Raw genomic sequence first — 12,066 nt, 5'->3', positions numbered from 1 at the left:
GGATCAGCTCTGGTTCACCAACCGGAATCCGTGACCCCGCGGTCGCGCGCGCCCTCCGGCCGCACCACTTCGACGTCATCGAATTCCATTGCCGCGCCGCCGCTCTCGCGGGCGTGCGGCGGCGCGGTCGAGGCAGGCACCGGTGCGGGCGGGTGCGCGGCGAAGTCCGGCATTCCCTCGATGAGGTCGGTGAGCTTCGGCATCCGGGCACGCTGGTCGTTCAGCGGCTCCATCAGAGCCTGGCCCTTGCGCCCCACCTCGGCGGCGGCCTGCTGCGCCGCTTCGGTGACGGCCTTAGCGATCTCGCTGTACTCCAGGTCAGCGATATTGCCTGCGAACTTGGTCTCGATCACCACGCCGTCGGCATTCACCGTCACCGTGACGCGCTTGCGCGCGGTCGCGCTGGCGGTGAGATCGGCCCGGTCCCGCTGGATCTGGGCGATCGTGCGGAACTGCTGCCCGACCTGTTCGATGACCGCGTTCAGCTCGGCGCGGGTGCGTTCGTTGGGCATCGGCGCGGATCAGTCGAAGCCGTGGTTGTCGTCCATGGCCGCCAGCTGGTTCGCCGCCTCGGTCTGCGCGCCGCAGAAGTTGCCGAAGGTGGTGGCCATGTTGCCGGTTCCCTCGACGAGGTTGGTACGGCCGACGGCGTACCCGTTGCCATCGCTGCCGTTCAGGAACTGGTTGCCGATCGCGTCGTTGCCCCACGGCGCGCCGCGCCCGTCGATCGCGCTGGTCAGGGTGGTCAGCACCCCGTTGATCCGATCCCGCACACCGTCGGTGGCGGTGGCCGCGAGCCGCAGCCGATCCTCGTACGCTTCGAGCCTGCTACCCATGTCGTCGCTCCTCCGCTGGCACCGCGGGCACCCCGACCCCGTCACGTCAACCTGTGTATTCCCGAGGGTGGCAGCCCAACGCGACCCGCCCGTTGATTCCCGGTGAACTCGGAGTGAAGCGGCCCCGGTCAGGCCGCCATCGGCCGGACCGGCCCGACGCGAATCCGGAGCGCCGCACGGCTCTCGACAGACCGACCGGTCCGGGAACCGAGAAGGCGACGGCAGCCTGCCGTGTGTGGCAGACTCTGCGCACAAACGTCGGTGAAAGGCGGGGTCGGCCGTGAGAATGCGGGATTCGGCGGAACCATGGATCTGAACGTCCTGGAGCGCCGGGTCGCGACGGACCGGCGAGCCGCGGCGGACCGCTCCGCCGATGCCGAGCTGCAGTTGGCCACCTCGCTCTGTGATCTCGCCAAGGCACTGGTCGCCACCCGCGCCGACGGCCCGCGCGACCGCACCGCCGAGGCGCTCGAGCCCGCCCAGCAGGCCGTCGAGATCCGGCTGCACTGGTTCACCGCCGGGCTGATGTCGGCCCGGCTGGCCGGCGAGATCCAGGACGCGTTGCGGATTTTCGATCAGGCCGCGCGCGCGGTCGGGCACCGGGAGCTCGCCACCACCACCATCCGGCGCGCCTGCGACGCCTACCGCCGGGTGGCGCACACCCAGCCGCACGGCGCCGCCATGTGCGCCGACGCGCTGGCCAAGTGCGGCGTCTGGCTGCTCCGGCTGGATCCGGCCACCGCGGTCGCCGCCACCGAGGACGCGGCCGCCATCCGCGGCAGGCTCTTCGCCGCCGACCCGGCGCTGGCGGGCAAGTACCTGGCGTCGCTGAACACCCTGCTGCGCACGCTCACCATCGGCAGGCAGCGCAAGCAGGCGCTCGCCATGTACCGGGAGCGCTACTCCGCCTGGACCACCGCGGAGATGACCAAGCAACTGCGCGAACTCACGGTCGCCGAGCTCGAATTCACCGGGAAGACGATCGCCGCGCTCACCAAGCTGGACTGCCGCACCCTGCAGGGCGCGGGCCGCCTCACCCAGCAGCAGATCCTCTACCAGAGCGCGGGCGACCTGGCGACCATCGAGGAGATCAATTGGAAGCTGGCGCTGGTCGGGCTGAAGCCGCTGGCCGCGGGCGCGCTGCCGGACCAGCCCTCGCGGCCGGTGGAGATCGCCACCAGCTTCGGCGCGCTCAGTGTGCGCTGCTCGGCGCCGGATGCCGTCAAGCAGGTGCGGGCCGCGGTGCTGGCCGCCTACGAGGTCGACGGCGCACGCCTGGTGCGGAGCTCGAATTACCTCGGCGTGCACGAGAAGCACTGGTCGGTGCCTGCTCCCGAGCTCAACGCCGACACGGTGCTCGGCGACGACGTGGTGCTGATCGAGCGCGGCTCGGGCAGCTGGGTCGCGGTGAAGAGCCTGGCCTGGGAGGTGGCGCCGACCGGGAGCCACCCGCTCGCGCTGCGGCTGGCCGAGCGCTGGCCGGTGGTCAGCGTGACCGCGACCGAGCAGATGTCCTACGAGCTGTGCTGGTACGAGGAGGGCGCGCCGGCCCAGTACGCCGCGCTCGGCCGTCCGGCCGGCGCCGTCACGCTCGACGTCCCGCTGGCCCCGCTGGATTTCGCGGTGCTCGCCGACTACGGCGCCGACTACGCCTCGGAGACCCAGGTGCGCGCCGCCTTCGGCAACACCGCCATGTTCGCCAAGCTCACCGAGCTGCCGAGCAGCGGGATCCGGCAGGCCGCCGAGGCGCGCGCGCTCGCCGACTACGGGGAGGACGTGCTCTTCTTCCGCTCGGCGTGACACCATCACCCGCATGCGAATCCTGGTGCAGCGGGTGACGAGCGCCGCCGTGACGGTGGACGGCGCGACCGTCGGCCGGATCGATCCCGACCCGCAGGGCCTGGTCGCGCTGGTCGGCGTCACCCACGACGACACGCAGGCCAGGGCCGAGGCGCTCGCCGAGAAGCTGTGGCGGCTGCGCATCCTGACCGGCGAGCGCTCGGCCGCCGAGCTGAATGCCCCGATCCTGGTGATCAGCCAGTTCACGCTCTACGCCGACACCGCCAAGGGCAGGCGCCCGTCCTGGAATGCCGCAGCGCCGGGACCGATGGCCGAACCCCTGGTCGATGCCTTCGCCGCCGCGCTGCGCGAGCGCGGCGCCACCGTCGGCACCGGCCGGTTCGGCGCGCACATGCGGGTGGAGCTGGTGAACGACGGCCCGGTCACGCTGCTGCTGGAGGCGTGACGGTCAGGAGTGTGCCTCCCAGTGCGCGTCGGCCCGCTCCAGCATTCGCTCCACCGCGGCGTCAACCAGCCCGGCGAGCCGACGTCCGTCCACCCCCATGGCGACCGGCGCCTGATCGAGCACGATCGCGTATCGGCCGTCGTCCAGCATGTCGCGCCAGAAGATATCCTGCTTCAGAATGCCGCGCGGCCCGAAGGCCGAATGCCCCTGGTGCACGCTGATCGCACCGGTGGCGGCGCCGGGAGCGGCCAGGAACCGGGCGCTGACATCCGCCGCGCTCTCGGATCTGGCCTCGGTGACCAGGGAATCGGGCTCCGGCCGGTGGTACTCGTGTTCGTCGGCGTGGTCCAACACCAGGGGGACCGTCGCCGTCCGCCCGGCCGGCGACGGCGGCAGCACCCTGAGCACCGCATCGACGAGACCGCGCGGCCCGCACTCCTCGATGGTGAACCCGCCGCTGTGCCAGAGCGTTTCGCCAGGCTGCTGAATCAGCAGATACCCCTGCACACCCACCCGGACAACCCTGGCCCGGATCTGGTTTTCCGGGTTGTCCGGGTCGTCCTCCCACCAGCCGCGCACCACGACATACACCTCGGGAAGGCCGATGGCGGTGAAGAGGTCGCGCAATTCGGCGTCGACGTCCGGGCGCATCCGCTCCCAGATTGCCAGTTTCTCCCGCTCGTAGTCGTCGAGCAGCGGGGTCCGGCTGGTGAAGGTGAACGGCCTGGGCAGGCCGCGTCTGTTGATCCGCTCCCAGAGCACCTTGAACTCCACGTCGGTGAAGCTCCAGGAACGGTTCACGAATCGGTCCGCGGCCGCGCCGGTTCCGGCAGCCCGAGGGTGAAGGCGACATCGTCCGGTTCGAGCTCCGCGGGCTCGATCCGCGCGCCGGGCACGTAGGCCGACTCCGGCGCGGCCTCCGCCCGTGGCGCCGCGAGCACGAAGCCCCACGGGTCGTCCGCGGTGCGGTGTCCGGGCCGGGCGACCGCGAACGGGTCGTCGCGCTCCGCGAGACCGGCGCCGTCCGGCCCCCATGAGGTCGCGGCCAGCGGCGTGCCGAGCTGCTCGCCGAAGGCGGGCAGCCCGGGAATCGAGGCCCGCGGGAAGAGCCGCGACTCCGCGGGCGCACCCGGCTCGCCGGCCGGCGCGGCCGGCTCCACCCCCTCCGGGCGCGGCAGGTTCAGCAGGTCGTAGAGGTCGCGCGAACCGAGGATCTCCGCGATGCCCTTGCCCGCCAGAATCTCTGCCACATCGCGGCCGCCGAGCACCTGGGCGAGGTCCTTGCCGCCGAGCAGGTCGGTGAGCGCGGAGCCGTCGAAGAGCCTGCCGATCAGGTTCTTCACCTCCGGCGGGACATTCTGCAGCAGTTGCTCGACGGTGGGCAGGCCGGGCAGGTGGAGCCCGCCCTGCTGCGCGAACTGGGCGAGCTGCGGCGCGATCCCCGCCAGCCCCTGGATGCCCTGCGAGAGCGCGTTCATCAGCGGGCCGAGAATGCCCATGGCCGCCTGGCCTGCCTGCGAACCGCCCGCGCCGGAGATCGGCGAGGCACCGGAGCCGGGGAAGCCGCCGCCCGAGCCGGGACCGCCCTGACCCGCACCGCTCTGGCCGCCACCAGGCAGCCCGGTACCGCCCAGCCCCGCACCGCTCTGGCCGCCACCAGGCAGCCCGGCACCGCCCTGGCCCGAACCGCTCTGGCCTGAACCGCCTTGGCCCGAACCGCTCTCGCCCGAACCGCTCTGGCCGCCGCCGGTGAGCCCAGCCGCCTGGTTCGCGGCCTCCTGCCCGGCCTGGGCGTACTGCTGGCTGGCGGCCTGCAGTTCGTCGGCGTTCGGACTGACGCCGCCCTGCTGACCACCGCCCTGCTGACCACCGCCCTGCTGACCACCGCCCTGCCGACCGCCGGTCAGGCTGTCAGCACCACCGCCGCCGGAGCCGGAGCCACCGCCCGACCCGGAGCCGCTCCCCGACCCCTGTCCGTTCCCATCCCCGTTCCCGTTCCCGTTCCCGTTGCCGGGGCCAGGACCGGGACCAGGACCCTGATCACCCTGGATCGGCGGCAGCGCAGCGGGCAAGACGGGAAAAGCGCCGATGGTGTGCTGCAGTCCGCCGTTGTAGATTTCTTGAAATTGGGAGCGGTAATGGACCAGGTCGCAGCTCGCCACCCACTCCCAAGCGGGCATCTGCCCCTTCGTGTAGTGCAGCCACTGCCCGGTGTAGTCGAGGTTCTGCGACGCCATGTTCGCCGCCTGCCCGAGGTTCTGCAGCGATGTGCCGTATGCCTGAACCGCCTGAACCGCCTGCGCGGCACCGACACCCTCCCAACTGTCGGCGGTCAGCCGGGAGACGGCACGGACGAACTCGGATCCCTCGGTATTCAGCCGTTCCGACACATACCGCCAGTCGCCGGAAGAGTTGCCCGGCGCGAGCCAATTGATCTCGTTGTGCAGCCGTACCAGATCTGCTGGCATCAGCGAATCGGGGTTGTCGGGGGTCACCGGAACCGGTTCCACAGCCACCGCGCCGGTGGGAGTCAATCCGGGCGGAACGTTGAGGCCATCGCGATCGACGAGTGGTGTCGGCTGGAAGTTCGGAGCCGTGTACCCCTCCTGCGTCCGATCCAGTGCGGGCGGATTCGAGTTCACCGAATCGAATGCCGCGGCATTGCCGTTCTCGGTCTCGGCGTAGCGCTTGCCCGCGGCCTTGAATGTCTCCGCCATATCAGTGAGCAGCGTGATGTTCTCACCGAGCCGCTGGGACATGTCGAATGCCTTGTCGTTGAAGGCAGTTGCGAGTGTCTGACCACTGGTCACCGGTGCGGGCGCGAAGCGCGGCAGGTCGGAGTTCGAGCCCTGGTCGATCAGGTCTTTGAGCATCTTGAGCTCGGCGATCGTATTCTGGCACGCCTGCGCGCAGGCCAGCGCCACCCCCGCCTCGACCTTGATGTGCCCTGCCCCCGCCTGGCTGCGGTACTCGGAAAACGGACTGGTTTCGCCCATGGGGGACGCTCCTCCGACGCTCGCGATCCGTCGGCAGCCTCCGTCGCACTCCGCCTGCCGACGGGCCCGAGTGTAGGCCAACCGGGTGAACATCGTGATCTCACCAGGCGGTCGAACTCCGGCGCGTACCGAGCGCCGCGCCGCCCTACTCCGGGCGCAGGGTGAGAATCCGCGGCCCGTCCTCGGTCACCGCGACGGTGTGCTCCCAGTGCGCGGCACGGGTGCCGTCGGCGGTCACCACGGTCCAGTCGTCGCCGAGCACCGTGGTCTCGGTGGTGCCGAGGGTGAGCATGGGCTCGATGGCGAGCACCGACCCGATCACCAGCCGCGGCCCGCGGCCGGGCTCGCCCTCGTTCGGCAGGAACGGGTCGAGGTGCATCTCGCGGCCGATGCCGTGCCCGCCGTAGCCGTCGACGATCCCGTACTCGCGGCCGTGCGCGACCTCGGCGGCGCGGGTGCCGAGCTCGATGGCGTGCGAGATGTCGGTGAGCCGGTGCTCCGGCAGCATGGCGGCGATACCCGCCTCCATGGAGAGCCTGGTCGCCTCGCTGAGCAGCTCGTCCGCCGCACTGACGGCGCCGATGCCGAAGGTCCAGGCGGAGTCGCCGTGCCAGCCGTCCAGGATGGCGCCGCAGTCGATGGAGACCAGGTCGCCGTCGGCGAGGATCTCCTCGGCGGTGGGGATGCCGTGCACCACCCGGTCGTTCACCGAGGAGCAGATGGAGCCGGGGAAGCCGTGGTAGCCCTTGAACGAGGGCACCGCGCCCGCCTCCCGGATCACCTGCTCGGCGACGGCGTCCAGCTCCAGGGTGGAGACGCCGGGCTTGGCTGCCTCGCGCACCGCGACCAGCGCCCGCCCGACGACGGCGCCCGCCGCGGCCATGGCGTCCAGCTCACCCGCCGTCCGGAACGGGACGACCTTCTTGCTCTTGCGGCCGAAGACCATCAGTGGTTGACGCCGAGGGCGCGCAGCGCGCGGGCGTTCACGTCGTCCACCTCGCCGATACCGTCCACCGTCACCACGAGGCCGTCGTAGTGCTGCAGCAGCGGCTCGGTCTCGGACCGGTAGACTCGGAGCCGGTTGCGGATGACGTCCTCGTTGTCGTCGCTGCGGCCGCGGGCGAGCATGCGCTGCACTACGGTGTCCTCGGAGACGACGAAGCAGAGCACCGCGTCCAGCTTGGTGTCCAGCTCGCGCAGGATCTTCTCCAGGGCGTCGGCCTGGTCGACGGTGCGCGGGTAGCCGTCGAGCACGAAGCCGTTCGCGGCGTCCGGCTCGGCGACGCGCGCCTCGACCATGCGGTTGGTCACGTCGCTCGGCACCAGATCGCCCGCGTCCATGTACTTCTGTGCCTCGCGGCCGAGCGGGGTCTGCTGACCGATGTTGGCGCGGAACAGATCCCCGGTGGAGATGTGCGGAACGCCCAGCTTCTCGGACAGCAGGACGGCCTGAGTGCCCTTGCCGGCACCCGGCGGACCGAGCAGTACAACTCTCACTTCAGGAACCCTTCGTAATTGCGATTCATCAGCTGGCTCTCGATCTGCTTCACCGTGTCGAGACCGACGCTCACCATGATCAGCACCGCGGTACCGCCGAACGGGAGGTTCTGCATGGCGCTACCGCCGGAGTTGCCGATCTGCAGGAAGAGGTTGGGCAACACGGCGACCAGGCCGAGATAGATCGAGCCGGGGAGGGTGATCCGGCTGAGGACGAACTGGAGGTAGTCGGCGGTCGGCTTGCCCGGGCGGTAGCCAGGGATGAAGCCGCCGAACTTCTTCATCTCGTCGGCGCGCTCCTCCGGGTTGAAGGTGATGGCCACGTAGAAGTAAGTGAAGAAGACGATCAGCGCGAAGTAGATCCCGATGTACACCGGGCTGCTCGGATTGACCAGGTACTTCTGGATCAACTCCTGCCACCAGCTCGGGTCGGTCGCGTTGGTCGAACCCGTGAGCTGAGCGATGAGGTTGGGAAGGTAGAGCAGTGATGAGGCGAAGATCACCGGGATGACGCCCGCCTGGTTGACCTTGAGCGGCAGGTAGGTCGACGATCCGCCGTACATCTTGCGGCCGACGACCCGCTTGGCGTACTGCACCGGAATCCGGCGCTGCCCCTGCTCGACGAAGATCACCGCGACGATGATGAGCAGCGCGGCCACGCAGACCAGGGAGAACACGATGCCGCCCCGGCTGTCCAGGATGCCCTTGCCCTCGGACGGGATGCGGGCGGCGATACCGGCGAAGATCAGCAGCGACATGCCGTTGCCGACGCCGCGCTCGGTGATCTGCTCACCGAACCACATCACCAGCGCGGCACCCGCCGTCATCACGACGACGATGGTGATCATGCCGAAGATGCCGGTGTCGGCCAGGATGTCCTGCTGACAGCCCTGCAGCAACTGACCGCGCGCCGCCAGCGCCACCAGGCCGGTGGCCTGCAGAATCGCCAGCGCGATCGACAGGTACCTGGTGTACTGGGTCAGCTTGGTCTGCCCGGACTGCCCCTCCTTGCGCAATTCCTCGAAACGGGGAATCACGACCTGGAGCAGCTGGATGATGATGCTCGCCGTGATGTACGGCATGATGCCGATCGCGAAGACCGACAGCTGCAGCAGCGCGCCGCCGGAGAACAGGTTGATCAGCTGGTAGATACCCGCGTTGTCACCGCCGGAGACCAGGTCGATACATTCCTGCACCGCCCGGTAGTCGACACCCGGAGACGGCAGCGCCGCACCGACCCGGTACAGCGCGACCAGCCCCAGCGTGAAGAGAATCTTCCGCCGCAAGTCCGGAGTCCGGAAGGCCGATACGAAGGCGGAAAGCACAGATCCTCCTGGCGAACGACACGGTTGTGCCATGGATGTTCCAGCGGTGTCCTACTTCGGAGACGCCGAGCCCCATGACGGCTTTGGCAGACAACTACTGAACTCTAACAGTGGCACCGGACGAGCCATTCACTCGTCCGGTGCCACCGGGTGTAGAGCGATCGTCAGCCGAGCTCGGTGACCGAGCCTCCGGCCGCGGTGATCTTCTCCTTGGCGGCACCGGTGACCTTGTCGGCGGTCACCTGGACCGCGACCGAGATCTCGCCGTCGCCGAGGACCTTGACCAGCTGCTTCTTGCGGACAGCGCCCGCAGCCACCAGCTCGGCCTTGCCGATCTCACCGCCATCGGGGAAGAGTTCGGCAATGCGGCCCACGTTCACGACCTGGTACTCGGTGCGGAACGGGTTGGTGAAGCCCTTGAGCTTCGGCAGCCGCATGTGGATCGGCATCTGGCCGCCCTCGAACGCCGCGGGGACGTTCTTGCGCGCCTTGGTGCCCTTGGTGCCGCGGCCCGCGGTCTTGCCCTTCGAGCCCTCACCGCGACCGACGCGGGTCTTGGCGGTCTTCTCACCGGGCGCGGGGCGCAGGTGATGCAGTTTGATGGTCATCGCGAGCCCTCCTCGACTTCCTCGACCGTGACGAGGTGGCGCACGACGTTGATCAGACCGCGGTTCTCCGGGCTGTCCGGTCGGACGACCTGCTTGCGGATGCCGCGCAGGCCGAGGGTGCGCAGGCTGTCACGCTGGTTCTGCTTGGCCCCGATCGACGACTTGATCTGGGTCACCTTGAGATCTGCCATTATCGGGAACCTCCCGCAGCTTGGGCGCGCGCACGCAGCATGCCCGCCGGTGCGACGTCCTCCAGCGGCAGGCCACGACGGGCCGCGACCTCTTCGGGACGCTGCAGCTGCTTGAGGGCCTCGACCGTCGCGTGCACGACGTTGATCGCGTTGTCGCTGCCGAGCGACTTCGCCAGGATGTCGTGGATGCCGGCGCACTCCAGCACGGCGCGCGCGGCGCCACCGGCGATCACACCGGTACCGGGGGAGGCCGGACGCAGCATGACCACACCGGCCGCCGCCTCGCCCTGCACCGGGTGCACGATGGTCGAGCCGATCATCGGGACGCGGAAGAAGCTCTTGCGAGCCTCCTCGACGCCCTTCTGGATGGCCGCGGGAACTTCCTTGGCCTTGCCGTAGCCGACGCCGACCAGTCCGTTGCCGTCGCCGACGATCACCAGGGCGGTGAAGCTGAAGCGACGACCACCCTTCACGACCTTGGAGACGCGGTTGATCGCGACAACCCGCTCGAGCTGATTCTTCTCGGCGGCATTGTCCCGCCGGTCGCCGCGGCGGTCGTTGCCGCCGCCCCTGCGGTTGTCGCGCCCGCCCTCGGGGCCGCCACTACCACTGTTGTTCTGTCCGGCGGGTCCGTTTCCGCCGTGACCCCGCTGACGTCCCGGCATCAGACGTTCCTTCCGTTTGCGATCATCATCATCAGAATTTCAACCCGCCTTCACGAGCGGCGTCCGCGAGCGCGGCGATCCGGCCGTGGTAGTCGTGGCCACCACGGTCGAAGACCACGGCGTCGACGCCCGCGGCCTTCGCGCGCTCCGCGATCAGCTGCCCGACCTTCACGCCCTTGGCGGTCTTGTCGCCGTCCAGGCCGCGCACGTCCGCCTCGATGGTCGAGGCCGACGCGATGGTCTTGCCGATCGAGTCGTCCACCAGCTGCACGTGCAGGTGCCGCGCGGAGCGGTGCACGATCAGGCGCGGGCGCTCCGTGGTGCCCGCGAGCTTCTTGCGCAGCCGGAAGTGGCGGCGGGTCTTCGAGAGACGACGCCGGGTGGACGCGTCCTTGCCCAGCGGAATCCGCTTGGCCTGCTTCTTCTCCTGGCTTGCACTGGTCTTAGCCATGATCACTTACCCGTCTTTCCGACCTTGCGGCGCACGACCTCGCCGGCGTAGCGGATGCCCTTGCCCTTGTACGGGTCGGGCTTGCGCAGACCGTGGATGACCGCCGAGATCTGGCCGACCTTCTGCTTGTCGATTCCGGACACCGAGAACTTCGTCGGCGTCTCCACCGCGAAGCTGATGCCCTCCGGGGCCTCGACCGGCACCGGGTGGCTGTAGCCGAGGGCGAACTCGAGGTTCGAGCCCTTCGCCGCCACGCGGTAACCGACGCCGAAGATCTCCATCTTCTTCTCGTACCCCTGGGTCACGCCGACGATCATGTTCGAGATCAGCGTGCGGGTGAGGCCGTGCAGCGAGCGGTTGCGCCGCTCGTCGTCCGGGCGGGCGACCTCGAGCTGGCCGTCCTCGCCGCGAACGACGGTGATGGGCTCGGCGACGGTGTGCGACAGGGTGCCCTTGGGCCCCTTCACCGAGATGACCTGGCCGTCGACGGTGATATCGACCCCTGCGGGGATTGCGATGGGCTTCTTGCCGATACGCGACATGTCTCTGCCTCCCTTACCAGACGTAGGCGAGGACTTCGCCGCCCACGCGCTGCTGTGCCGCTTGCCGGTCCGTCAGCAGGCCGGAGGACGTGGAGATGATCGCCACGCCGAGGCCGCCGAGCACCTTGGGCAGGTTGGTGGATTTCGCGTACACGCGCAGACCGGGCTTGGACACCCGGCGCACCCCGGCGAGGCTGCGCTCGCGGGAGGGCCCGTACTTGAGGTCGACGATCAGGGTCTTGCCCACCGTCGCGTCCTCGGTGCGGAAGTCGGAGATGTAGCCCTCGCGCTTGAGGATCTCGGCGATGTTCGCCTTGAGCTTCGAGTGCGGAGCCTTCACCTGATCGTGGTACGCCGAGTTGGCGTTGCGCAGACGGGTCAGAAAGTCTGCGATCGGATCGGTCATGGTCATGGTTAGACCTCGACACCTTTCTCGCCGCGGTTCCCATGCAACGCCCGCTCACACGGACCGTGGGCCTACGACAATTCGGCTGGTCCGGTCAACACTTGCCGACCGGGTGAGTTCTCGCCGCCGGGTGCGCATATACAGAGGACATGGCTGTGCCCAGGCAACCGCTCTAGTGTAAGGGCGCGTTTTCCCTGGACAAAATCGGGTCGCCCGAGGCCGCGGATGGTCGCTCGCTCGCTGGGAACCGTTCGGGAGCGGGGCGCCTCCAACGGAGGCCACTCCGGATATCTGCTACGTCTCG

At 69.4% G+C, this 12,066-nt stretch carries 15 protein-coding genes; 2 read left to right on the top strand and 13 right to left on the bottom strand.

All coding sequences use genetic code 11. The features are described from left to right. Positions 1-14 precede the first annotated feature (14 nt). Together ACFO0B_RS21425 and ACFO0B_RS21420 are read right to left on the bottom strand one after the other, a co-directional pair. The gene (locus ACFO0B_RS21425; RefSeq protein ID WP_378614305.1) at positions 15-512 is read right to left on the bottom strand and encodes a YbaB/EbfC family nucleoid-associated protein; all 498 of its coding nucleotides are present in this window, start codon (positions 510-512) and stop codon (positions 15-17) included. Positions 513-521: 9 nt separating this feature from the next. Next, positions 522-836: a hypothetical protein gene (locus ACFO0B_RS21420; protein WP_378614304.1), complete on the bottom strand. Its 315-nt coding sequence runs from the start codon at positions 834-836 to the stop codon at positions 522-524. A 306-nt stretch (positions 837-1,142) separates the two neighbouring features. On the opposite strand from ACFO0B_RS21420, the gene ACFO0B_RS21415 reads away from it, so the two are divergent. After that, the gene (locus ACFO0B_RS21415; RefSeq protein WP_378614303.1) at positions 1,143-2,636 is read left to right on the top strand and encodes a hypothetical protein; all 1,494 of its coding nucleotides are present in this window, start codon (positions 1,143-1,145) and stop codon (positions 2,634-2,636) included. 13 nt (positions 2,637-2,649) lie between these two features. Continuing rightward, positions 2,650-3,081, top strand: coding sequence for a D-aminoacyl-tRNA deacylase (dtd, locus tag ACFO0B_RS21410; RefSeq protein WP_378614302.1), 432 nt, complete (start codon positions 2,650-2,652; stop codon positions 3,079-3,081). A gap of 3 nt (positions 3,082-3,084) precedes the next feature. Here the strand turns inward: dtd and ACFO0B_RS21405 are convergent, their stop codons facing one another. The 11 genes from ACFO0B_RS21405 to rpsH form a co-directional block, all read right to left on the bottom strand. After that, positions 3,085-3,882, bottom strand: a complete 798-nt coding sequence (locus ACFO0B_RS21405; RefSeq protein WP_378614301.1) for an ESX secretion-associated protein EspG — start codon at positions 3,880-3,882, stop codon at positions 3,085-3,087. After that, positions 3,879-6,077, bottom strand: coding sequence for a hypothetical protein (locus ACFO0B_RS21400; RefSeq protein WP_378614300.1), 2,199 nt, complete (start codon positions 6,075-6,077; stop codon positions 3,879-3,881). Before ACFO0B_RS21400 ends, ACFO0B_RS21405 begins: the two co-directional genes overlap by 4 nt. Before the next feature lie 145 nt (positions 6,078-6,222). Beyond that, positions 6,223-7,023, bottom strand: a complete 801-nt coding sequence (gene map / locus ACFO0B_RS21395; protein ID WP_378614299.1) for a type I methionyl aminopeptidase — start codon at positions 7,021-7,023, stop codon at positions 6,223-6,225. Beyond that, complete coding sequence (locus ACFO0B_RS21390; RefSeq protein ID WP_378614298.1) at positions 7,023-7,574, bottom strand: adenylate kinase; 552 nt, start codon at positions 7,572-7,574, stop codon at positions 7,023-7,025. The genes map and ACFO0B_RS21390 overlap by 1 nt, the downstream gene beginning before the upstream one ends. Beyond that, positions 7,571-8,899: a preprotein translocase subunit SecY gene (gene secY / locus ACFO0B_RS21385; RefSeq protein WP_378614297.1), complete on the bottom strand. Its 1,329-nt coding sequence runs from the start codon at positions 8,897-8,899 to the stop codon at positions 7,571-7,573. Before secY ends, ACFO0B_RS21390 begins: the two co-directional genes overlap by 4 nt. A 164-nt stretch (positions 8,900-9,063) precedes the next feature. After that, positions 9,064-9,507 (bottom strand): 50S ribosomal protein L15, encoded by a 444-nt coding sequence (rplO, locus tag ACFO0B_RS21380; protein ID WP_378614296.1) that lies wholly within the window; start codon positions 9,505-9,507, stop codon positions 9,064-9,066. Further along, on the bottom strand, positions 9,504-9,698 hold the full coding sequence (gene rpmD / locus ACFO0B_RS21375; RefSeq protein WP_233016055.1) for a 50S ribosomal protein L30: 195 nt from the start codon (positions 9,696-9,698) through the stop codon (positions 9,504-9,506). The genes rplO and rpmD overlap by 4 nt, the downstream gene beginning before the upstream one ends. Next, the gene (gene rpsE, locus ACFO0B_RS21370; RefSeq protein ID WP_378614295.1) at positions 9,698-10,363 is read right to left on the bottom strand and encodes a 30S ribosomal protein S5; all 666 of its coding nucleotides are present in this window, start codon (positions 10,361-10,363) and stop codon (positions 9,698-9,700) included. The genes rpmD and rpsE overlap by 1 nt, the downstream gene beginning before the upstream one ends. A gap of 31 nt (positions 10,364-10,394) precedes the next feature. Further along, entirely contained in the window at positions 10,395-10,814 is a 420-nt protein-coding gene (rplR, locus tag ACFO0B_RS21365; RefSeq protein WP_378614293.1) for a 50S ribosomal protein L18, read from the bottom strand. 2 nt (positions 10,815-10,816) lie between these two features. Then, entirely contained in the window at positions 10,817-11,356 is a 540-nt protein-coding gene (gene rplF, locus ACFO0B_RS21360; RefSeq protein ID WP_378614292.1) for a 50S ribosomal protein L6, read from the bottom strand. Between the two features lie 13 nt (positions 11,357-11,369). Further along, entirely contained in the window at positions 11,370-11,768 is a 399-nt protein-coding gene (gene rpsH, locus ACFO0B_RS21355; protein WP_233016051.1) for a 30S ribosomal protein S8, read from the bottom strand. Positions 11,769-12,066: the final 298 nt, after the last annotated feature.

Source organism: Nocardia jiangsuensis, from assembly GCF_042650385.1.
Lineage (GTDB): Bacteria > Actinomycetota > Actinomycetes > Mycobacteriales > Mycobacteriaceae > Nocardia > Nocardia jiangsuensis.
This window is presented reverse-complemented; position numbering and strand designations above follow the sequence as displayed.

Bases quoted from the DNA above. Each gene is read 5' to 3' on its own strand.
- ACFO0B_RS21425 (WP_378614305.1), bottom strand. From the start codon at position 512: ATGCCCAACGAACGCACCCGCGCCGAGCTGAACGCGGTCATCGAACAG.
- ACFO0B_RS21420 (WP_378614304.1), bottom strand. From the start codon at position 836: ATGGGTAGCAGGCTCGAAGCGTACGAGGATCGGCTGCGGCTCGCGGCC.
- ACFO0B_RS21415 (WP_378614303.1), top strand. From the start codon at position 1,143: ATGGATCTGAACGTCCTGGAGCGCCGGGTCGCGACGGACCGGCGAGCC.
- dtd (WP_378614302.1), top strand. From the start codon at position 2,650: ATGCGAATCCTGGTGCAGCGGGTGACGAGCGCCGCCGTGACGGTGGAC.
- ACFO0B_RS21400 (WP_378614300.1), bottom strand. From the start codon at position 6,077: ATGGGCGAAACCAGTCCGTTTTCCGAGTACCGCAGCCAGGCGGGGGCA.
- map (WP_378614299.1), bottom strand. From the start codon at position 7,023: ATGGTCTTCGGCCGCAAGAGCAAGAAGGTCGTCCCGTTCCGGACGGCG.
- rplO (WP_378614296.1), bottom strand. From the start codon at position 9,507: ATGACCATCAAACTGCATCACCTGCGCCCCGCGCCCGGTGAGAAGACC.
- rpmD (WP_233016055.1), bottom strand. From the start codon at position 9,698: ATGGCAGATCTCAAGGTGACCCAGATCAAGTCGTCGATCGGGGCCAAG.
- rpsE (WP_378614295.1), bottom strand. From the start codon at position 10,363: ATGCCGGGACGTCAGCGGGGTCACGGCGGAAACGGACCCGCCGGACAG.
- rplR (WP_378614293.1), bottom strand. From the start codon at position 10,814: ATGGCTAAGACCAGTGCAAGCCAGGAGAAGAAGCAGGCCAAGCGGATT.
- rplF (WP_378614292.1), bottom strand. From the start codon at position 11,356: ATGTCGCGTATCGGCAAGAAGCCCATCGCAATCCCCGCAGGGGTCGAT.
- rpsH (WP_233016051.1), bottom strand. From the start codon at position 11,768: ATGACCATGACCGATCCGATCGCAGACTTTCTGACCCGTCTGCGCAAC.